The organism is Nitratireductor kimnyeongensis (assembly GCF_019891395.1).
GTDB classification, from domain to species: Bacteria; Pseudomonadota; Alphaproteobacteria; order Rhizobiales; family Rhizobiaceae; genus Nitratireductor; species Nitratireductor kimnyeongensis.
In genome coordinates this window covers 1,126,846-1,146,520 of record NZ_CP078143.1, presented here as the reverse complement: position 1 = coordinate 1,146,520, position 19,675 = coordinate 1,126,846, and the positions used below count along the sequence as shown (strand labels likewise).

Here is a 19,675-nt window from a genome sequence, read left to right as displayed (position 1 = left end):
GGGTTTCATCATGAAAAGACGTCAATTTCTGAAAACTGCCGGTGTCGCCGGTGTGGCAACCGGTCTTGCGGCTCCTGCCATCGCGCAGGACAAGATCACCTGGAAGATGGTTACGGCCTGGCCGAAGAACCTGCCGGGCCCAGGCGTGGCAGCACAGATGCTGGCTGATCGCATTACCGCGCTCTCCGGAGGGCGGCTAGAGGTGAAGCTCTATGCTGCCGGAGAACTTGTGCCGGGCAATGGTGTGTTTGATGCCGTGTCGGAAGGCACGGCCGAACTTTACCATGCGGTTCCCGCCTATTGGGGCTCTAAGTCGCGCGGCATTCTGCTCTTCGGCTCGCAGCCCTTCGGTTTACGTGCCGATGAACAGCTCGGCTGGTTGATCCACGGCGGCGGTCAGGCGCTCTATGACGAGATGTATGGGCGTTTCGGACTGAAACCCTTCCTGTGTGGCAATTCGGGTCCGCAGTGGCAGGGCTGGTTCCGCAACGAGATCAATTCGGTGGACGATCTGAAGGGCCTGCGTTTCCGCACCACCGGTCTTGCCTCTGAAATGTGTGCGAAGCTTGGCATGGCCGTTCAAGCCATGGGTGGCGGTGACATGTTCCAAGGCTTGCAGTCCGGCACAATCGACGCTGGTGAGTTCATTGGTCCGTGGACAGATTCTGCACTCGGTTTCTACCAGGTTGCAAAAAACTACTACTGGCCGGGTGTGGGCGAGCCGTCTTCTGCCGAGGAGTGTGCGGTGAACAAGGCGGCATATGACGCGCTGCCGGAAGACCTCCAGCAGGCCGTCACTTATGCCTGTGAATCGCTCTACAATCCGGTCTGGACCGAATACACAACCAAGCATGCCGCTGCCTTGAAGCAGCTTGTGGCCGAGCAGGGCGTGCAGGTGAAGCAGCTTCCAGAAGACGTGATCGTTGCCATGGGCAATGCCGCGGGAGAGGTGATCGCCGAGTTGCGCGAAGATGACGACGAACTCGTCAAGCGCATCGTGGAAAGTTTCCTCGAATATCGCGCCGGCATCGCCGACTACATGGTCTATGCGGACAATGGGCAGATGAACGCCCGTGCGCTGGATTATAAGTACGGCGGCTGACACAATCGACGAGGCCGGGCGTCTGCGCCCGGCCTCTTTAATTCAGGGAACGCTCTTCATGCTGCAGCTTGCGGAAAAACTCGACCGGATCAACCGGGCGGTGGGGGCGACGGTGCGCTGGCTGGCGCTTGCGATGGTTCTCGTTCAGTTCGGGACCGTTGTGCTGCGTTATGTCTACGGCATCAGCTTCATCTTCATGAATGAGACCGTTCTCTATCTGCATGCCACGCTGTTCATGCTGGCAGCCGGCTATACGCTTCTGGTTGATGGCCATGTGCGGGTCGATATTTTTTACGGGCTTCTTGGATCACGCGGAAAGGCCCGTATCGACATTTTTGGGGCGCTCTGTTTCCTGATCCCCTCCACCGCAATGATTGGCTGGTTTTCATGGCCCTCTGTTCGCAATTCCTGGTCGATCATGGAAGGCGCGATTTCCGTAGGAGGCATTCCCGCCTCCTTTCTGCTGAAATCACTGATCCCTGCTTTTTGCGTTTTGCTTATCATTCAGGGCCTTGCCTGCATTATGCGCGATATCGCGCGCCTTCGTGAAGAAAAGCCGGCTGCATGACCTTACCCCTCGACATCCTGATGTTCGCGGCGCTCATCGTCGCGATTTTGATCGGTTATCCGGTCTCCTTCATGCTTGCAGGAACCGCTGCGCTCTTCGCTTTCCTCGGCTGGACGACCGGGCAATTCGATGTCGGGCTTCTGGGCGCCCTTGGGCAGCGCGTGTTCGGCACGCTTACCAATGACGTTTTGATCGCCATCCCTCTCTTTGTGTTCATGGGCGTGGTGCTTGAGAAGAGCCGTATCGCCGAGGAGCTTCTTGAAACGATGGGCCGGCTTTTTGGCGGTTTGCGGGGTGGCCTGGGCGTTTCGGTGGTGTTGGTGGGAGCGCTTCTCGCAGCCTCCACCGGCATTGTCGGCGCGACCGTGGTGGCCATGGGGCTGATTGCGCTGCCCACCATGGTGCGCAATGGCTATGATCCCAAGCTCGCAGCCGGCGTGGTTTGCACATCGGGCACGCTCGGGCAGATCATTCCCCCGTCCACGCTTCTCATCATCCTGTCCGACGTGATGTCGACCGCCTATCAGCAGGCGCAATATGAACAGGGAAAATTCACGATTGAGACAATTTCGGTAGGGCAGGTCTTCGCCGCAGCATTGTTGCCGGGACTGACACTGGTCGCAGTCTATATCGCCTATCTCATGACGCGAGCTGCCTTGAAGCCGGAAACCGCACCGGCCTTGCTGGAGGCTGGTGACCGACCCAGCCGGCAGGAGGTGCAGCGGGCAGTTGTGCCGCCGGTTCTGCTCATCATCGCGGTGTTGGGGTCTATTCTGGGCGGCATCGCCACGCCAAGCGAGGCGGCGAGTGTCGGAGCCATAGGCGCGTTGCTTTTGGCTGGCGTGCGCAGTGAAGGCAACGCAAGGCTGATCGTCCTGGGTGCGGCTGCGCTCGGAGCGGTTGCAGTGCTCGCCGGGCTCTTTCCGGTGCGTCTGCAACGCAGCGACGCAGGCCTTTTCGAGTGGAGCATGGCAGCTCTGACGACCACGCTTCTGGGGCTCGGTGTCGTCGCCATTGCGATTTCCATCGGCAAGGCCCGGGCACGCGGTATCCTCACCCCCATCGTCACGTCCACCATGACCGTGACGGCGATGATCTTTGCAACGATCCTGACGGCCAGCGTCTTCTCGCTTGTGTTTCGGGGGCTCGGCGGCGATGCCCGGGTCGAGGACATTCTTCACTCTATGCCGGGCGGGCCACAGGGGGCGCTGATCTTCGTGATGGCGATGATCTTCGTTCTCGGCTTCTTCCTGGATTTCGTGGAGATCTCGGTGATCGTGTTGCCCCTTGTGGCACCGATCCTGATCCTGATGGGGCATGACCCCTTGTGGCTCTCCATCCTGATCGCCCTCAACCTTCAGACATCGTTCCTGACGCCGCCTTTTGGCTTCTCGCTCTTCTATCTGAGGGCTGCCGCGCCGAAGGAAATCACCACGGGGCAGATTTATCGCGGGGTCATCCCGTTCATCATCCTGCAGATTGTCGGAATGGCGGTGATCTGGTTTCTTCCGGCAATTTCAACATGGTTGCCAGGCACGATCTTCTAGGGTGACACCTTGGAATATAACCTGCGGGTTTGACAGGATTGCTGGCTCAGCGACGATCCAACTGTTGAGCCAGACTGCTCTGTCTGGACCACCAAAGCTTGACAAGGTGTGGGTGGATCATTGATGAGCCGGTAACCATTCACAAGGGAGCGCCCGCTCATGCTTAAGACGCCCTATCTCCTGTTTCTTGGTGATGCCCCTGACGCCCTGACTGCAAAGGTGGCTCAAGGCATCAAGGATTGGCGCCCCGAATTCTGCGTGGGCCAGTTGCGACTCGATGGCTGCAAGGCTGATCTCGGGCTGAAAGACATGACCATCGCCGAGGCGAGGAAAGCCGGCGCGCAGACCCTGGTGGTGGGAGCAGCCAATCGTGGTGGTGTGATCTCTCAAAGCTGGATGGCGACGCTCGTGGAAGCGGCTGAGGCGGGCATGGATATCGCATCGGGCCTGCACAATCGTCTAACCGCTCAGCCGGCGCTCGTTGCAGCCGCCGAAAAGGCGGGTACGGCGCTGTATGACGTCCGTGTGCCTCAGGAAGAATACCCGATTGGCGATGGGAAAAAGCGCAAGGGCAAACGCTGCCTTGCTGTTGGAACGGATTGTTCCGTCGGCAAGATGTACACCGCACTTGCCATGGAGCGCGAAATGCGTGAGCGCGGCATGAAAGCGACATTCCGCGCGACCGGCCAGACGGGAATTCTCATTACTGGTTCGGGCGTACCGCTTGACGCGGTGGTCGCAGATTTCATGGCCGGTTCGATCGAGCACATCACGCCAGACAATGACGCCGATCACTGGGATCTCATCGAAGGGCAGGGCAGTCTTTTCCATCCTTCCTTCTCCGGTGTGACGATGGCCTTGATCCATGGTGGGCAGGCCGATGCGCTGGTGCTTTGTCATGAGCCTACGCGCACACATATGCGCGGTCTGCCGCACTATCAGCTTCCCACGCTGGAGGCTTTGCGCGATCTCGCGTTGGAGACAGCACGTGTGGTCAATCCGGATGTGAAGGTGGTCGGGATATCCGTCAACACTGCAGCGCTGAATGATGCCGATGCGGAAGCCTGCCTCGAAGAGATCGAGGCCCGCATGGGGCTGCCCACCACCGATCCGTTCCGCCATGGCGCCGGGCGTCTTGTTGACGCATTGGGTTGAGAGCGGACAGAACTTGCGCTTCTCGATCTGACCCATCACTCTGCCCCGAAACCATGATGCGGGGCAGGCGGGCGAAATGCGAGGTGAGATGACCGACACGGCGATGCGCGACAAAACAAGCTCTTGGCCATCGGTTTCCGTAGTCGGGCTTTGTCTTGGAACATTGCTCTTTGCCGCTTCCCTGACACCATCACTCCTGCCGCGCGCTTTCGTCGTTCAGGGGGTTCTCTCGGGTGTTTCACTTGCGGTTGGGTACGGGATCGGCGTGTTTTTCGTCTCGCTCTGGCGTTATCTGGAATTGCCGGAATTGCCGAATGCGCAGCGATATTACGGCAAGATCGGCATGGTGGCAGTGTGTATGGGCATCGCCATCTTTTTCCTTTGGAAGGCAGCCGAGTGGCAGAATTCCATTCGCTTGTTGATGGATCTTGAGCCGGTCGACACGGCCCATCCAAGCAAGGTGGGTGGCATCGCACTCGTTTTATTTCTGGTGCTCTTCGCAATTGGCCGACTCTTGAAACGAGTTTACGTCTTCGTTTCCGAAAGGCTCAAACGTTTCGTGCCGAGACGAGTAGCTTACGTGCTCGGGATTGCGCTGGTTGGGCTGATCGTGGTGTCGCTGGTGGACCGTTTGATGCTCCGCTACGCATTGCGCGTTGCCGATTCAACCTATGCAGAGTTGGATGCCTTGTTTGAAGACGGGATTGCGCCGCCAGATGACCCGACCAAAACAGGCAGTGCTGCGTCGCTGATCGCTTGGGAGACACTTGGGCGGACGGGGCGCAATTTTGTAACGGAAGGGCCAGGGCGCGAGGAGATTTCAGCGTTTACCGGCCGCGAGGCAAAGGACCCCATGCGGGTTTATGTTGGCTTGCGATCAGCCGAGTCCGTGGAAGAGCGAGCAAGATTGGCACTCGACGAGCTCAAGCGGATTGACGCGTTCAAACGGAGGGTGATGGTTGTCGTGGCACCCACTGGCACTGGCTGGGTGGACCCGGAGGGGAGTGTCGCGCTCGAATACCTGCACGACGGTGACACCGTTATGGTTGCGCAGCAATATTCCTATCTGACGAGCTGGCTTTCATTGCTGATCGAGCCGAGCTATGGCGCGGAAACCGCCCGTGCGCTGTTCCAGCAGATCTATGACCACTGGACGAACCTGCCGGCAGATGAACGGCCCGAACTTTATCTCTATGGACTTAGTCTCGGAGCGCTCAGCTCGGAGCAGTCGACCGATTTTTTAAACATTCTGGGCGATCCGTTTCAGGGTGCCTTGTGGGCTGGTCCACCCTTCAACAGCCGGTTGTGGAGCGGTTTCACACGTGATCGCGAACCCGATACGCCAGCCTGGTTGCCGCGTTACGGCGACGGCTCGGTAGTGCGCTTCACCAGCCAAAGGAACGCGCTTGACATTCCGGGAGCCGAATGGGGCCCACTGCGAATTGTCTATCTCCAGTATGCGAGTGATCCGGTCGTCTTTTTCGAGCCTCTCGCCTGGTATCGGCGTCCCTCCTGGCTCGTGGGTGAACGAGGGCCGGATGTCTCACCCGAGTTGACCTGGTACCCGATCGTGACCTTCCTGCAGTTGGGGCTGGACATGGCTTTGGCGACGACTGCGCCGCTGGGATACGGGCATCTTTATGCGCCGGAGCACTATATCGATGCATGGATGGCCGTGACCGCACCGGACGGCTGGTCCGGTGCGGACATCGCCCGGCTCAAGCAGGCGCTTGGGAAGTAGCAGGGTCTGCGGTCAACCGTTCGCCATCGTGACAGCGCGCTTTGCCATGGCCACGATGAGGCTGGCGCGATAGTCCGCGCTTGCGTGGATGTCCGTCATCAAATTCTCTGCGGGGATGGCGAGGCCATCCAACGCATTTGCACTGAAATCCGCGCTCAGAGCGGCTTCCAGCTCTGAACAGAGAAACACCCCGTCATCACCCGCGCCAGTAACGGCGGCGCGGACGGCTTCACCTTCGCGTGCGATGAAAACACCGGTCATTGCATAGCGCGAGGCAGGATTGGGGAATTTTCCGTAGCCTGCTTTTTCCGGGGCCTCAAAGCGAATGGTGGTGATCATCTCATTGTCATCCAGCGCCGTTTCAAACAAGCCAGTGAAGAATTTCTCAGCAGCGATTTCGCGCTTGTTGGTGATGATCGTTGCGGCCAGCGCGAGCATCGCTGCTGGATAGTCGGCGGCAGGATCATTGTTGGCGAGCGAGCCGCCAATCGTACCCATATGGCGGACCTGGGGATCGCCGATGAGAGAGGCAAGATGAGACAGAGCCGGGCATACGCCTCTGATTTCGCTGCTCGCAGCAACCTCCGAATGGGTCACGCCTGCGCCAATGGTGACCGTCTTGGAGGCGACGGAGACTGATCTCAGGTCAGCGACATGGCGAAGATCCACAAGGTCGGATGGCGCGGCCAGCCGCGTCTTCATAGCCGGGATCAGAGTTTGTCCGCCGGCTATGAATTTTCCTTCCTCAGCACCTTCGAGCAAGCTCAGCGCTTCTTTCACAGAACCGGCGCGGTGGTAAGTGACGTCATACATGGTCTGTTCTCCTGGCTCATGCGGCCTTGTTGGCGGCGCTGCTCATCGCTTCGGAAGCGGCCAGGATCGCCTTGACGATGTTATGATAGCCGGTGCAGCGGCAGATATTGCCTTCGAGCTCTTCACGAACGGTCTTTTCGTCAAGCCCTTCTGGGTGCCGGCTAATCATGTTTGTCGCGGCCATGATCATGCCCGGTGTGCAGAAGCCGCACTGGAGGCCGTGATGCTCCTTGAATGCGGCCTGCACGGGGTGGAGGGCTTCCCCATCGGCCAAGCCCTCTATGGTGGTAATCGTGGCACCGTCGGCTTGCACGGCGAGCATGGAGCAAGACTTGACCGACCGTCCGTCCATATGGATCGTACAGGCGCCGCATTGCGAAGTTTCACATCCCACATGGGTTCCGGTCAGGCCAAGATTGTCGCGCAGAAACTGCACGAGCAGAGTTCGGCCTTCGACGGTGCCCGAAACCTGTTGTCCGTTCACCGTCATCGTCACGTCTGTCATGGGACACCTGCCTACTGGAATTTTCGGTGGCTGATACGCTGGTCGGTTGCCAACTTAACCGATGCAGCTGTCCTGTCCATGCCCTGTAGCGATTCATGAGCGGTGAAGCCGACAGCTGATGGCACGAAGGGTTTGTGGGTGGTCCGGAAACCCTTTTTCGATGAGGAAGCTGTAAGCCGCCGTATAGGCTCTCCATGGCGATTCGGTTTGAATTTCAAGTATCGCGCCGAACGCGCGACAATGAAAGATCATCTCCGAGGCTTCGACTTCGTGAGCGCCCATAGAGACGATCATTGAAAGAATTACCGCTGATTTGTGCATTGCGTCCTCCTTCAATTAATCTGAATGAAATATCTGTTTGATTCAATTATTTTCGATTTATGCTTAAAGTGTTATGCGATCTTCGTGGGTGAAGTGATTGCTATCGACAGCTTGAATCTCAAGCCCGGCGCTTGATCTTGGAGGCGAATGAGGCTATCAGGCGAACCGCTCGTCGGGCCCATTGGGTCAAGGCCGGTGTGATTGGCAACCTTGCTCGACAATTTGGTTGCGAAAGCCTGCCGAGGCGGGTATGTGCACGGTGAAGTGCTTCGCGGACCTGCCGAAATCCGGTTTGGCGGAGCGCGAGAAAAGGGCCGCTTTAGCTCAGTTGGTAGAGCATCGCATTCGTAATGCGGAGGTCGTCAGTTCGAGTCTGACAAGCGGCACCATTCACAAGTTTCCCAGCGGACCGTTTCAGACAGACAGTCAGCCTTGTCGGGCGCGATACGACGCGGCGTGTTGCTTCAAACCTGCTTTTCGCCGTTCAGGCGGCGATCCCAGTCTTCGACCTTGCCGGAGGCGAGACGGCGCCGTGCATGACGACGCCATCCTTCCGGGAGTTTTTCGAGCGCCGCCATCTGTTCGAGTTCGCCACGGTCGAGGGTTTTCACGTAGAGGATCTGCCAAAGACGTTTGAGCGGCCATTCCTGCAATGGGCGTTCAAGGCGTTGCAAACAATCTTCGGGGGAAACTCTGCCTTCCTGCAGAACCCGATAGTACCAGCCGGTGCGGCCGGTTTTCTGAACTTGGTAAGCCATGGTATCGACGCCAAAGCGGCTGTTCAGTTTCCAGCAGGGCTGGCGGCCCTGGGAGACCTCCACAACTGCCTCCCCCAATCGGAAAACGTCACCAAGCGCGACGGTTTCCTCGTTCAGTCCGTAAGTGGAGAGATTTTCGCCGAAGGCTCCGGGGGATGCGAGCAGGGGATTGTTGCCAATTTCGCGACACCAGTCTGGGTAATGGTCGCGCGGATAATGGTGAACAGCTTTGTCAGGGCCACCATGGACCTTCGTATCACCCTGATGGTCACCGACGAAGCCATTTGTACTCAGCCATACCGGACCGGGGACTTCATGCTTGTCGATACCGCTGGGAACGCCTCGTTCTCCCAGCGGCGCTATCTTGCCTGTCAGTATGGCTTCCAGCGGTATCTTGTCGATCTCAGGCACGAACGGGCTCCGTAGTGCGAGGGGGGTGAATCTCTATGCATTATAAGGGACGCCAGCATCAGACGGCAGGGCCAGTTGGCGGGTCGTTGTGGTCCGCGCCTGTGGACATTCGAGGAGGCTTCGAAAATCGTCCGTACCTGGTGGACGTTGCGGGAGAAGCAGAGTTTTTGGTAGGCTTCGGGTTCGTTCTTGGCCGTTGACCTGAGGGGGGAAGGTATGGCGACCGCAAAGCCGTTGCAGTGTGTGGACCGGAAGGGACCTTCGATTTCGCCTGCCTTGTCGCGCGGGTTGCGCTTGCTCCGTGTGTTTTCCGATGCACCCGTATGGCTCAGCAATTCGGATATTGCGGGGCGTACTGACCTTCCTGCAGCGACTGTGGCCCGACTTACAAAGTCTCTGGCAGGGATGGGACTGCTCCACTACAGCAGTAGCCGTCGGCGATTTCGCCTGGCGCCAGGTGTCGTGCGGCTTGGCTATGGCGTTCGGAGCGAGATACAGATCATCGAACTCATACGCCCTCATCTGCAAGAGGTCGCAAACCGTTACCGCGTACACACGGCTCTGGCGGTGCTGGACGGGATCGAGGCCCTACATGTGGAAGTTTGCCACAGCACAGCGACCCTCGTGACCTTGCGGCTGGAGGCGGGCTCCAGAGTGTCCGTTGCCGGCTCTCCCGTGGGGCACGCTTTGCTTGCGGGTCTGGAGCCTGCGCAGCGTCATTCTTTGATGAGGGACCTTGCGCGCCATCATGGGGCCGGCTGGGATGTAATGCAGCGTCAGGTCGAACAAGGATTGGGCGAGATTGCCGGTACGGGATTTACCCTTTCGCTTGGAGGTTGGCATCCTGATATCCATGGCGTGGCGGTGCCGCTCAAGCCTTCCGGCCAGCCTGCCATCATGTCGCTCGGCTGCTGTGCTCACAGGGGACAAATGCCGGTTCCCCGGCTGAAGGAACTCGGCAAGGAACTTGTGCGACTTGCTTCAACCCTGACGTCGACGCGCGCGAGCGCCTGATCCGTAGCCGCAAGCAATGCCAACTCGCAGGCAGGTTTGAATCAGGAATCCTCCAGATACCGTACGCCCATTGCATCGCACTTGTGCTGAACCATCTCGACGGCTGCAAGCAAATCTCTCATCGCACGGGTCGAGTCGCATGCCGAGCGTGCTTTCGCCGGCAAAATGATCTCCAGTGCCAGAACCGCATTGTTGAGATGCAAGGGGGCGGCGAGAAAAAGAACATCATCTTCTTCGAGCGTTAGTCTGAAGCAGCCGGACGCCCGAAAGAAGCAAAAGCTCTCCCGGAGAGCCTCTGTCTCGGCAGCGCTGTGATCCTTAATTTTATCGAGTCTATCCGCTTCGTTCGGAGTGGTGAAGAGCAAGGCGTGCCCGGCCGCTGTTCTTGTGAGCGGATAGACTGACCCGACGTGGCAACAAGGTAGGCTCACGCGATTGAGTCCGTTGCAAACGACCAGAGAAAGTGCTTCGCCCGCGTCATCGACTGCCAGAATGCATGTGGCATTGTGCCTATCAGCGAGCGCCTGCAGGACCGATCGAGCGATCTCGTTCACCGGAGTTTCTCTCAGGAATTTTTCGGAAAGAGCGCTGGCAGTGCGGCCGGGCTGGAAGCGGTCTGCAAATCTGGATTGTTCTACGAAGCCGTGAATTTCCAGTGTCTTTAAGAGCCGGGCGGCAGTGTCGTTTCTCAGCGATAAACGCAGGGCCAGTTCATTGGCCGTCATAGGACCTTCGACCGAGAGCAGGCGAACCAATTCAAGTCCGTTTTTTAAAGCAACTGTGCTGCTATTGCTTTCGTCAGTCTGTCTCTTCACCGTGCGATTTGCCTTGATGGAAGGGGCCCCCCAACACAAATTTTAGGCCTATCGGGTCTGCCATATCAATATGCTGGCTCCTTCAAGGTAGCATGAAACAGATTTGGATCCGACAACTGTGATCGAAAGATCACGAGTTTTCGCATCACCACGCTTCTTGAATGCTTTCATGAAAGAAGGCTAAGGCTGCCCTTGAGAATGCAATGGAGGGGAGGCAAGCCAGTGATCGGCGCAGAATGGATGTATCTGGGGTCAGAACGTTGTGTGCTCGGCGAGGGGCCGACTTACGATCGGCACAGGGACACGGCCTGGTGGTTCGATATTCTCGGCAAGGTCCTTTTTGAGCACCGCTTCGCCGATGGTTTGACGCGCAGGCATGATCTGCCGGAGTTTTCGTCCGCGGTTGCCCGCGTTGATGACGAACGTCAATTGCTTGTAACGGAAAGCGGTCTTTATCTGCGGAATATCGTGGATGGAAGCCTACGGCTCCACTGTCCTATGGAAGAGGACAATCCGCGAACTCGCTCCAACGATTCCCGGGTGCATCCGAGCGGAGCGTTCTGGATCGGCACAATGGGAAAGAATGCGGAGAAGGATGCAGGTTCGATCTACTGGTATCGCGGGGGCGAGGTTCGGCGTCTTTTCTCCGGGATCACCGTGACCAATGCGATCTGCTTCTCACCGGATGGCCGGGTGGGATATTTTACGGACACACCAACGCTTCAGATCATGCAGGTGCAACTGGACCCTGACACCGGATTACCGGTTGGTGAGCCGTCTGCGTTTGCAATACCGTCAAGCGATGGCGACCCGGATGGCGCGGTGGTTGATGCCGAGGGTAATCTCTGGGTGGCGCGCTGGGGCGGCCACGGCGTGGAGGTTTATTCACCCCAGGGCGACCTGCTTCGCAAGATCGAGCTACCCGCGGCGCTCATCACCTGTCCGGCCTTTGTCGGGCCAAATGCCGACCGGCTTCTGGTTACATCCGCTTCGATTGACGTTGAACCGGACAGCCCCGGTTCTGAATTTGCCGGCAGCGTATTCTTGGTCGACCTAGGTGCGCCAACGGGCAAGCTGGAACCCGACGTCGTAATCGCTTGATGCCGGTAGTCGCTATCAATATCCACTGAGGCTTGGGAGCCAGGTGGACAGCGCAGGGATGAAAGTCAGGGCGAGAAGGACAATAAGATGCATCACCAGGAAGGGTGGCATCTCTCGTATCATCTCGCTGACCCGGATTTTCACGGCCGAAGAGACCACGAAAAGCAACGCACCCACCGGTGGGGTGAGAAGACCGAGTGTCAGGTTGACGATCACGACGATGGCGAAGTGTATCGGATCGATGCCCAGCGAATAGGCAATGGGGCCGAGGATCGGCACCAGGATCATGACGCCTGGCAGCGGATCCATGAACAGGCCAAAAGCGAGCAGGAGCACGTTTACCGCCAGAAGAAACAGGATCGGGCTCAGCTCCCATGCGACAATCGTCGAAGCAATGGCCTGAGGAATGCCTTCGATAATGATGATCCATGCGAATGCACGCGCGGCTGCCAGGATCAGCAGGATCGCGACCGTGACCAGCGCAGACCGAAAGAGGATGTCCGGCAGGTCGCGCAATCTCAAGGAGCGGTAGACGAACATGCCGCACAAAAGCGCGTAGAATACCGCCACCACCGAAGCCTCTGTCGGTGTGAACAATCCGCTGCGGATGCCGCCGATGATGAGCACGATGAGGAAGATGGCTGGCAGCGCCTGAAAACTCGTGCGCATCATCTGGCGTAAGGTTGGGCGGGGCGTGCTGCTGCGGAAGCCTCGGGTTCGGCACACATACCAATTGGTCGCCGCCATGGCAGCCGAAATGAGGATACCGGGAATGATGCCGGCCATGAAAAGGGCGATGACGGAGACGTTCTCATCCTGCATGGCGTAGAGGATCATGATGATCGATGGCGGGATGATGGGGCCGACGACAGAGGCGGATGCCGTTAGAGCGCTGGCATAGGATTTGTCGTAGCCATCCTTCTCCATCATGCGGATCATCATCGCACCGGGGCCGGCGGCATCGGCAAGGGCAGAACCGGATATGCCTGCGAACATGGTGGAGGACACGACGTTGGCGTAGCCCAGTCCGCCCCGGAAATGACCAACGAACTGCGAGGCGAAGCGGAGCAGTATCTGGGTCATCGCGCCACTCGACATCAGTTCCGCTGCCAGGATGAAGAAGGGCACCGCCATGAGCGGGAAACTGTCGAGGCCGGAGAACATCTCCTTGACGATGACGATCTGCGGATAGGTGCTGCCGAGGCTGATTGCCGCCCAAACGGCAAGCGCCAGCGAGAAGGCCACCGGCATGCCGATGATGAGCAGAGCGAAGAAGGAAGCGAAGAGGATCAGCGCCACGGCCGTCTAGTCCCGGTTGCCTGCGATGCTGGGTATTGCCCTCTCGTGGAGGGTGGTGGATGGCGCGTCGGTCTCCATTTCAGCGAACCTGTTCTCCATGACGAATGATCGGGCGATCAAAAGCAGATGCACAATCAGGAGGCCGAAGCCGATTGGCATGGCGGCATAAATGTAGCTGAAGGAGACGCGTGTCGCCGGTGTGAGCTGAAATCTCGCGCGATCCATATAGTTCAAGCCCATCCAGATCATGATCGCGAAGAATGCCAGAAGCAGGCATAGGATGAGGATGCGCACGGCGCGCTGTCCCGCCGGACCAAGCATCTCCTGAAAGTTGCTCACGGCCACATGCCCGCCCGTGCGTAGCGCGAGACCGGCACCTATGAAGGTCATCCAGATCATCAAATAGCGGGCAACTTCCTCGGACCAGGTGATGGAGAAATTTGTGAGATAGCGCAGCGATACATTGGCGAAGACAATGACCGCCATGGCGCCAAGCAGCAGCACCAGAGCCCATTTGTTGAGGGCTATGAAATATCGCTCAAACGTCTTCACTGATCCTCCCCGAGCGTGCTTTCCCCCGGAGCGTGGTTTCCCTTGCCACGCAGCCTGTTGGCCGACAATGTTTAGACCATCGCGGTTGAGAGTGGAAACCGCCCTATGGCAAAAAACGACACAAGTGATGCAAAATCCGGACGGCCCCAGGAAGCGAGCCGTCCGGATCATCACAAGAGAAGGACTTACTTGGTTGCAATGATCTGGTCGATCAGCGCCTTGTCGTACTGCTCATAGTATTTTTCGTAGGCCGGCTGAACGGCCTGCTGGAAGGCGGCTTTCTGTTCGGCGGTCAACTCGCCGACGTCCATGCCTTCTTCCTTGAGCTGTTTAACGCCTGATGTTTCGACATTGTCGACATAGGCCCGCATGGCCTTGACGGCCTCGGCAGCGCCTTCCTCGAAGGCTTTCTTGTCCTCGTCGGACATACCGTCCCAAAGCTGGCGGGAGACAAGAAGCATGGCCGGAGAATAGACGTGACCGGACAGCGTCAGATATTTCTGTACTTCGGAAAGCTTCGCGGAGGTGATCACGGAAAGCGGATTTTCCTGGCCGTCGATCGTACCCTGCTGCAGAGACGAGATGACTTCCGGCCACGCCATCGGCGTGGGCGCGGCGCCCAGGGTTTCGAATGCGGTGATGTGGATCGGGTTTTCCATCGTGCGCAGTTTCAGACCGGAGACATCTTCGGGTTTGCCGATCGTGTTGCGGTTGTTGGTGATGTGGCGGAAGCCCTGCTCGCCCCATGCAAGAGCGACGAGACCAACATCGTCGAACTTGGCGAGGATGTTCTGACCGATTTCGCCATCGAGCACATTGCGTGCATGGGAAAGGTCCCGGAACAGGAAGGGAATGTCGAACACGCCGGTCTCGGGCACGAAGTTGCTCAGCGTACCGGAAGACACGATCGTTGCCTCGATGGTGCCGATCTGCAGGCCCTCGATCACTTCGCGCTCACCGCCCAAGCCGGAGGAGGGGAAATGACGGAACGAGAAGCGGCCATCGGTGTTCGCTTCCACCACTTCCTGCCATTTCTCCGCTGCCACGCCATAGTGCGAGGTCGGCGCCAGAGCGTAGCCGATCTTGATTTCCTGTTGCGCCTGCGCGGCGGATGCGCCTGCGATAATGCCCACCGCGGTCACAAGCGCCGCCAGTGGTCCTGCATGTCTTATGGAAAATTTCATGTCTCTCTCCCTTTGCACAATTTCGTTGCGATTCAGGTCTCCCATTCGCTGAATGGCTGTGGCCTATCCCGACTATTCAGTCAATGCACCTTGGCTGGCAGGTGCGGCCAGTTTTGCGAATTTGGCCAGAACTCCGGTGCGATAGCGCGGTTCGGGCCTGCGCCACGCCGCGCGCCGTCGTTCCAGCTCCTTGTCCTCCACATTGAGCTGTATAAGGCGGCAGGTGGCGTCGATGGTGATCGTGTCGCCTTCCTGAACCAGCGCGATCGTTCCTCCATCATAGGCTTCTGGCGTGATGTGCCCGACAAGAAGGCCCCACGAACCGCCTGAGAAGCGGCCATCCGTGATGAGCCCCACCTTCTCGCCGAGCCCGCGCCCGATCAGAGCGGAACTGGGTGACAGCATTTCCGGCATACCGGGTCCGCCTTTTGGTCCGAGATAGCGCAGAACCATTACGTCGCCGGGCCTTATGCTGTCGGACAGGATCGCGTCCATGGCCGATTGCTCGTCCTCGAAGACGCGGGCAGGGCCGGTGATGCTGGCGGATTTGAGACCGGTGATCTTGGCGACCGCACCGTCTTCGGCGAGGTTGCCTTTCAGGATCGCCAGATGCCCTTCGGCATAAAGCGGGGCGTCGATGGGGCGAATGACATCCTGATCCGGCGGTGGGGTTGCCGGGATGTCTGCCAGCTCTTCCGCTAGGCTTCGCCCGGTGATCGTCAGGCAGTCGCCGTTGAGAAGGCCTGCTTCCAGCAGGATCTTGAGCACCTGAGGCACGCCGCCAGCGCGATGCAGGTCGACGGCCATGTATTGTCCGGAAGGCTTGAGGTCGCACAGGACTGGAACCTTGCGCCGGATGCGCTCGAAATCGTCGAGTGTCCATTCCACTTCGGCGGCGCGGCAGATAGCGAGATAATGCAACACGGCATTGGTGGAACCTCCCGTTGCCATGACCAGCGCGATGGCGTTTTCCACGCTGCTGCGGGTGATGATGTCGCGCGGCTTTCGTCCTGCACGCACGGCATCCAGCAGGACATGGGCCGAGCGGGCCGAGGAATGGCGCTTCTCCTCATGGACATTGGCCATGGTGGACGAGCCGAGCAGCGAGATGCCGAGCGCCTCGAAGGACGAACTCATCGTGTTTGCGGTGTACATGCCGCCACAGGCTCCGGTGCCCGGAATGGCATTGCGTTCGATGGCGTCGAACTCTTCGCGTGACATGCGTCCGGCCTTGAGCGCGCCCACGGCTTCGAAGGCGGAAACCAGATTGAGGTCGCGGCCATTCAGGCGACCGGGCAGGATCGTGCCGCCATAGACATAGATGGCAGGGACATTGGCCCGGACGATGCCGATCATCCCGCCCGGCTTGTTCTTGTCGCATCCGCCAATGACGAGAACGCCGTCCATCCACTGGCCCTGAACGGTGGTCTCGACACAATCGGCAATCACCTCACGCGATACCAGCGAGTATTTCATGCCTTCCGTGCCCATGGACATGCCATCTGAAATGGTGGGCACACCGAAAGTCTGCGGATTTCCGCCGGCTTCCCGCACGGCTTCGACTGCGGCGTCTGCCAGCGGTTGGAGACCCGCATTGCACGGCGTGATGGTGGAGTGGCCATTGGCGATGCCGATCATCGGACGCAAAAAATCGTCCTCCCGGTAGCCGAGCGCGTAGTACATCGCACGATTGGGCGAGCGCTCGATGCCCTGCGTAATGGTTTTTGATCGGTCGTTCGCTGCCATGCTCTCTCCGTGGGTGGCTTACACCGCTGAGAAGCTAGGCTAGGGCGTATTTATTGATATGAGAAATATATTTATGGTATTAGATTAATTCATACGTCATATGATTGGGCATGGACATTCGTCAGATCCGGCATTTCGTCGCGGTGGCCGAGGAGCTGCATTTCGGTCGTGCTGCCGAGCGTCTGGGCATGACGCAGCCACCGCTTAGCCAAAGCATACAGGCCCTGGAGGCGGAACTCGGCCTGCCACTGTTCGAGCGCACGCGGCGTAGCGTGACGCTGACAGCGGTCGGGCTCGAATGGCTGCCCCATGCGCGGAAGGTTCTGGAAGACGCTGTCGAGTTGCCGCAGGTGGCGCGGCGGCTTTCACGTGGCGAGGTTGGCCGGGTGCGCCTCTCCTTCATAAGCTTTGTCAGTTTCAGTTTTTTGCCGAGACTCGTGCGCCGTTTCAAGGAGCGGTTTCCGGAGGTGGAGCTGGCGCTGAACGAGGCGACGAGCGATGTGCAGATTGCCGAATTGCTGGATGGTGCGCTTGATGCCGGCATCATCATCGCTCCGCCGCGCGGCGCCCTGCATTCACCCTTGCGCTATCGGCCCGTGGAGACCGACAAGCTTGTGGTTGCGGTGCCGGAGGAATGGGTGATTTCCGGTCGGGTTTCTCCGCGCGGTGGCAGGCTCGATTTCGACGCGGTGCGGGATTTGCCGGTTATCCTTTTCCCGAGGCAAAGCGCGCCCGTATTGCACGATCTTGTGACGCGCTATTATGCCGAGCGCGATGCGATGCCTGTTGCGGGCCAGCAAGCGGTGCAGATGCAGACGATCATCAACCTGGTGTCCACCGGGCTTGGCATTGCTTTTGTGCCGAGCACGATGCGGCGGTTGATCCGGCCGGGTGTCGCCTATTTCCGTGTTGCCGAGCGACAGCCGGAGATCGAGATCGGGTTTGCCTGGCGCAGTGCCGGCGCCAGCGCGGCGCTGAAACATCTCGCCGATAGTGTCGACGAGATGTTTCCCGATTTGCCAGCACGCGGCTGACAGAAGATGGAATGGTGGCTTATTCCTTCGGCACCCGCACAGTGAGAGCTGGATTGTGTGGGAAGAAGTTGTAGGGTTTCAGCGTGAAGCCCTTCCACATGGTCGACATCACCGGCCAATCTTCCATCTGCGGCACGTGATGGAAGCCCATCGTGTACCAGGTTACGATGTCGGTGTTGTCGATGCTGCGATCCTGCTTCACCCATTCGGCCAGCGTGTCGGTGCCGTCGCTCTGGAAGGCGTATTCCCCGCCCGCATAGCGCTCGTCGACCGCATAGGGCGTGTTCCAGAAGGTGTAGTCGATATAGGCGTTGCGCTTTGCCGGCATGTCGTTTTCAGTGTCCAGCGGGCTGTAGGCAACGCTGTTTTGCGGCATGATCATGTAGCCTGGCACGTGGCCGACGCCGATTTTCCGGCTCATGTTCATGATATGATACATGGCAGGTGTCGCCGGATTGACCCGGTAGCGCGCCTGCATCTCGGTCATGGGCATTTCCGCCTTGGTCACCCAGAGGGAGCGACGGGGCAGATCGTCTGCGACTTCGCCTTTCACAAGGCCGGTGCGCATGAACACATTGTCCTGACCGTCGATGTCGAAGTCGAGGCGGAAGTTGAAGAAATGGTCGTGGTTCGGCGCGATCAGATTGGGCATGATGAGCGTGCCGTAACGGGTTTCCTGCGCTGCCGTGGCGTCTTCCATGGACGTGGAGGCGGCGCCCTTGACCGCGTCGAGACCGGTCGCGCCGACCATCACGCGGATGCGGCCATTCTGCTCGAACACATAGTCGATGAGATAGTCGTAATTGCCGACCTGCGAAGCGGAGCGGACCACGAGCTCGTTTGCCGGGCGGCCTTCCGCCGGTACGGCCTGATCCTCGCTCTGGGCGAAGATTTCATAATGCCTCCAGGCGGGGTCGCCGATATTGCGCTCGAAGATGCAGAGCGCATCCGGGATCTCGATCGGATTGCCCATGTCGTCATGCACGGTGGCAGGCAGGAAGCGGGCGTAGGAGGGGCAGTCGACGCCTGCGCGCAGCGGGCTCAGGAAAATACCGAAACCATATTCGCCGCTGTCCATATAGGTGCGCCAATACCAGCCCTTGTCCGGGTCCATATAGGGCACGAAGACTTCCGAAAGGTGGGCCTGATAGAGCACCGAGCGCCAGTCGTCGCGGTCGTTCACCTCGATGCTGGAAAGAACCACGCCGGGCCGCTTGTCAACGCGCCAGCGGAAGCGCCACATGTCCCAGTTCACCATGCTGCCATCGATGGTGAAATTGGGTTCGCCTTCCTGACGCAGGACGGCTGGATTGTTCTCGGCCCGCAGGGAGCCGGTGCGGGCCTCCACCTCTTCTTCGGTGTAGCCCCAGGGATCTTCCGGGACGGGCACGACGCCGGTGTCGATAACCTCCACCACGGATTTCCCGGCGAGATCGACCACGGCGTAGAGCCCCTCGATGGGCTTAGCGTAGAAATTGGAGCCGGTCGGATTAACGTAGCAGGGAACCTTCATGAGGCGCTGGTCGTCTTCAGCCTCGATGTCGAATGAGCCGGCCGTTAGCGGCAGGCAGAAGACGTCATCCGGCGTGAGCTCCCGCTTTGCCAATGCTGCCACGAAATCCTCGTCGGAGAGCGCCAGATCCATGGCGCCGATGAACTCTTCGAGCAGCACCATGTGCTGGCCGCCAATGGAGCCGAAATCGCTGATCTCACCGGAAACTAGATCGACCTCGGCCTTGTAGGTGTCGTCGCCGGAAATCACATGGACGGTGGCGGCACGGGGCCCTTCATCGCCTTCCTTCCAGGCAAGCACATCGGCCTTTTCAGGTTCCTTCAGTTCGATCAGGGGAAAGCGGGCTTCGTCGGAAATCCGATCATCGGACTTCATGATGGTGACGACTTCGGCAATTTCGTCCTTGGACAGTCCGTCCAACGGGTGTGCGAGCGCGCCACTGCATAAGGCGGTGAGCGCCAAGGCTGCGGATGTGGTCGATAAGTGTCTTTTCATT

General features: G+C 58.9%; 18 protein-coding genes and 1 tRNA gene. 9 read left to right on the top strand and 10 right to left on the bottom strand.

What is annotated here, in order from left to right:
• The first annotated feature begins 10 nt into the window (after positions 1 to 10).
• The 5 genes from KW403_RS05385 (at position 11) to KW403_RS05365 (ending at position 6,113) form a co-directional block, all read left to right on the top strand.
• Positions 11 to 1,102 carry a TRAP transporter substrate-binding protein gene (locus tag KW403_RS05385; protein WP_223021712.1) on the top strand — a complete coding sequence of 364 codons (1,092 nt, stop codon included), beginning with the start codon at positions 11 to 13 and terminating at the stop codon, positions 1,100 to 1,102.
• Between the two features lie 58 nt (positions 1,103 to 1,160).
• The gene (locus tag KW403_RS05380) at positions 1,161 to 1,670 is read left to right on the top strand and encodes a TRAP transporter small permease subunit (protein WP_223021711.1); all 510 of its coding nucleotides are present in this window, start codon (positions 1,161 to 1,163) and stop codon (positions 1,668 to 1,670) included.
• Entirely contained in the window at positions 1,667 to 3,217 is a 1,551-nt protein-coding gene (locus KW403_RS05375; protein ID WP_223021710.1) for a TRAP transporter large permease, read from the top strand. The genes KW403_RS05380 and KW403_RS05375 overlap by 4 nt, the downstream gene beginning before the upstream one ends.
• Positions 3,218 to 3,376: 159 nt before the next feature.
• Positions 3,377 to 4,372 carry an N-acetyltransferase DgcN gene (dgcN, locus tag KW403_RS05370; protein ID WP_223021709.1) on the top strand — a complete coding sequence of 332 codons (996 nt, stop codon included), beginning with the start codon at positions 3,377 to 3,379 and terminating at the stop codon, positions 4,370 to 4,372.
• An 88-nt stretch (positions 4,373 to 4,460) separates the two neighbouring features.
• Positions 4,461 to 6,113, top strand: coding sequence for an alpha/beta hydrolase (locus tag KW403_RS05365; RefSeq protein ID WP_223021708.1), 1,653 nt, complete (start codon positions 4,461 to 4,463; stop codon positions 6,111 to 6,113).
• A 12-nt stretch (positions 6,114 to 6,125) separates the two neighbouring features.
• Here KW403_RS05365 and KW403_RS05360 read toward each other — a convergent pair whose 3' ends face one another.
• The 3 genes from KW403_RS05360 to KW403_RS05350 form a co-directional block, all read right to left on the bottom strand.
• Positions 6,126 to 6,926 carry an FAD binding domain-containing protein gene (locus KW403_RS05360; RefSeq protein WP_223021707.1) on the bottom strand — a complete coding sequence of 267 codons (801 nt, stop codon included), beginning with the start codon at positions 6,924 to 6,926 and terminating at the stop codon, positions 6,126 to 6,128.
• 16 nt (positions 6,927 to 6,942) lie between these two features.
• Complete coding sequence (locus KW403_RS05355) at positions 6,943 to 7,431, bottom strand: (2Fe-2S)-binding protein (protein ID WP_223021706.1); 489 nt, start codon at positions 7,429 to 7,431, stop codon at positions 6,943 to 6,945.
• A 93-nt stretch (positions 7,432 to 7,524) separates the two neighbouring features.
• On the bottom strand, positions 7,525 to 7,752 hold the full coding sequence (locus tag KW403_RS05350) for a hypothetical protein (RefSeq protein ID WP_223021705.1): 228 nt from the start codon (positions 7,750 to 7,752) through the stop codon (positions 7,525 to 7,527).
• 313 nt (positions 7,753 to 8,065) lie between these two features.
• On the opposite strand from KW403_RS05350, the gene KW403_RS05345 reads away from it, so the two are divergent.
• Positions 8,066 to 8,141: transfer RNA gene (locus KW403_RS05345), tRNA-Thr, on the top strand.
• 75 nt (positions 8,142 to 8,216) lie between these two features.
• Here KW403_RS05345 and KW403_RS05340 read toward each other — a convergent pair.
• Positions 8,217 to 8,912, bottom strand: a complete 696-nt coding sequence (locus tag KW403_RS05340) for an MOSC domain-containing protein (protein ID WP_223022452.1) — start codon at positions 8,910 to 8,912, stop codon at positions 8,217 to 8,219.
• Between the two features lie 225 nt (positions 8,913 to 9,137).
• Between KW403_RS05340 and KW403_RS05335 the strand changes: the two genes are divergently transcribed.
• Complete coding sequence (locus tag KW403_RS05335; protein WP_223021704.1) at positions 9,138 to 9,935, top strand: IclR family transcriptional regulator; 798 nt, start codon at positions 9,138 to 9,140, stop codon at positions 9,933 to 9,935.
• A gap of 41 nt (positions 9,936 to 9,976) precedes the next feature.
• On the opposite strand, the gene KW403_RS05330 is transcribed toward KW403_RS05335, so the two are convergent.
• A complete protein-coding gene (locus tag KW403_RS05330; protein ID WP_223021703.1) occupies positions 9,977 to 10,750 on the bottom strand; it encodes a helix-turn-helix domain-containing protein in 774 nt (257 codons plus the stop codon).
• 222 nt (positions 10,751 to 10,972) lie between these two features.
• Between KW403_RS05330 and KW403_RS05325 the strand changes: the two genes are divergently transcribed.
• Positions 10,973 to 11,851: an SMP-30/gluconolactonase/LRE family protein gene (locus KW403_RS05325; RefSeq protein ID WP_343224053.1), complete on the top strand. Its 879-nt coding sequence runs from the start codon at positions 10,973 to 10,975 to the stop codon at positions 11,849 to 11,851.
• Between the two features lie 15 nt (positions 11,852 to 11,866).
• Here KW403_RS05325 and KW403_RS05320 read toward each other — a convergent pair whose 3' ends face one another.
• The 4 genes from KW403_RS05320 to ilvD all read right to left on the bottom strand — a co-directional run bounded on the left by KW403_RS05320 (position 11,867) and on the right by ilvD (position 16,632).
• Positions 11,867 to 13,150 (bottom strand): TRAP transporter large permease, encoded by a 1,284-nt coding sequence (locus KW403_RS05320; RefSeq protein ID WP_223021702.1) that lies wholly within the window; start codon positions 13,148 to 13,150, stop codon positions 11,867 to 11,869.
• 6 nt (positions 13,151 to 13,156) lie between these two features.
• Positions 13,157 to 13,702, bottom strand: coding sequence for a TRAP transporter small permease (locus KW403_RS05315; protein ID WP_223021701.1), 546 nt, complete (start codon positions 13,700 to 13,702; stop codon positions 13,157 to 13,159).
• A gap of 185 nt (positions 13,703 to 13,887) precedes the next feature.
• Positions 13,888 to 14,886: a TRAP transporter substrate-binding protein gene (locus tag KW403_RS05310; RefSeq protein WP_223021700.1), complete on the bottom strand. Its 999-nt coding sequence runs from the start codon at positions 14,884 to 14,886 to the stop codon at positions 13,888 to 13,890.
• Between the two features lie 72 nt (positions 14,887 to 14,958).
• On the bottom strand, positions 14,959 to 16,632 hold the full coding sequence (gene ilvD / locus KW403_RS05305; protein ID WP_223021699.1) for a dihydroxy-acid dehydratase: 1,674 nt from the start codon (positions 16,630 to 16,632) through the stop codon (positions 14,959 to 14,961).
• A 110-nt stretch (positions 16,633 to 16,742) separates the two neighbouring features.
• Here ilvD and KW403_RS05300 point away from each other — a divergent pair, with 110 nt between their 5' ends.
• Positions 16,743 to 17,666, top strand: a complete 924-nt coding sequence (locus KW403_RS05300; protein WP_223021698.1) for a LysR family transcriptional regulator — start codon at positions 16,743 to 16,745, stop codon at positions 17,664 to 17,666.
• Between the two features lie 19 nt (positions 17,667 to 17,685).
• On the opposite strand, the gene KW403_RS05295 is transcribed toward KW403_RS05300, so the two are convergent.
• The gene (locus tag KW403_RS05295) at positions 17,686 to 19,674 is read right to left on the bottom strand and encodes a copper amine oxidase (RefSeq protein ID WP_223021697.1); all 1,989 of its coding nucleotides are present in this window, start codon (positions 19,672 to 19,674) and stop codon (positions 17,686 to 17,688) included.
• Position 19,675 lies beyond the last annotated feature (1 nt).